Origin of the sequence: Thioclava sp. SK-1, assembly GCF_001705665.1 — a bacterium.
GTDB lineage: Bacteria > Pseudomonadota > Alphaproteobacteria > Rhodobacterales > Rhodobacteraceae > Thioclava.
In genome coordinates this window covers 1-314 of sequence record NZ_MDHA01000076.1, presented here as the reverse complement: position 1 = coordinate 314, position 314 = coordinate 1, and the positions used below count along the sequence as shown (strand labels likewise).

Genomic DNA, 314 nt, shown 5'->3' with positions numbered 1-314 from the left:
AGACTCCTATGACAACGCCCTCGCGGAGACGATAAACGGTCTCTACAAAACCGAACTGGTCCATCGCCAGGGTCCATGGCGCAACATGCAGGATCTGGAAATGGCGACGCTCGGCTGGGTCGATTGGTTTAATCACCGGCGCTTGCTCGGCCCTATCTGGACTTGTCGCGGTTTGGTGCCGCTCCTTTGATGACGTAATGTGCAGCAAAGGAGATAAACCATGGGCACAGGCAGAACGGATGAATTTCGCAAGGATGCGGTGCGGATTGCGCTGACCAGCGGGCTTTCGCGTCGTCAGGTCGCGGATGATCTGG

At 57.0% G+C, this 314-nt stretch carries 1 pseudogene; it reads left to right on the top strand.

Annotated elements, in window-relative coordinates:
- Nucleotides 1-157, top strand: a pseudogene (locus tag BFP70_RS18090) (integrase core domain-containing protein); the annotation flags it as partial.
- Nucleotides 158-314 lie beyond the last annotated feature (157 nt).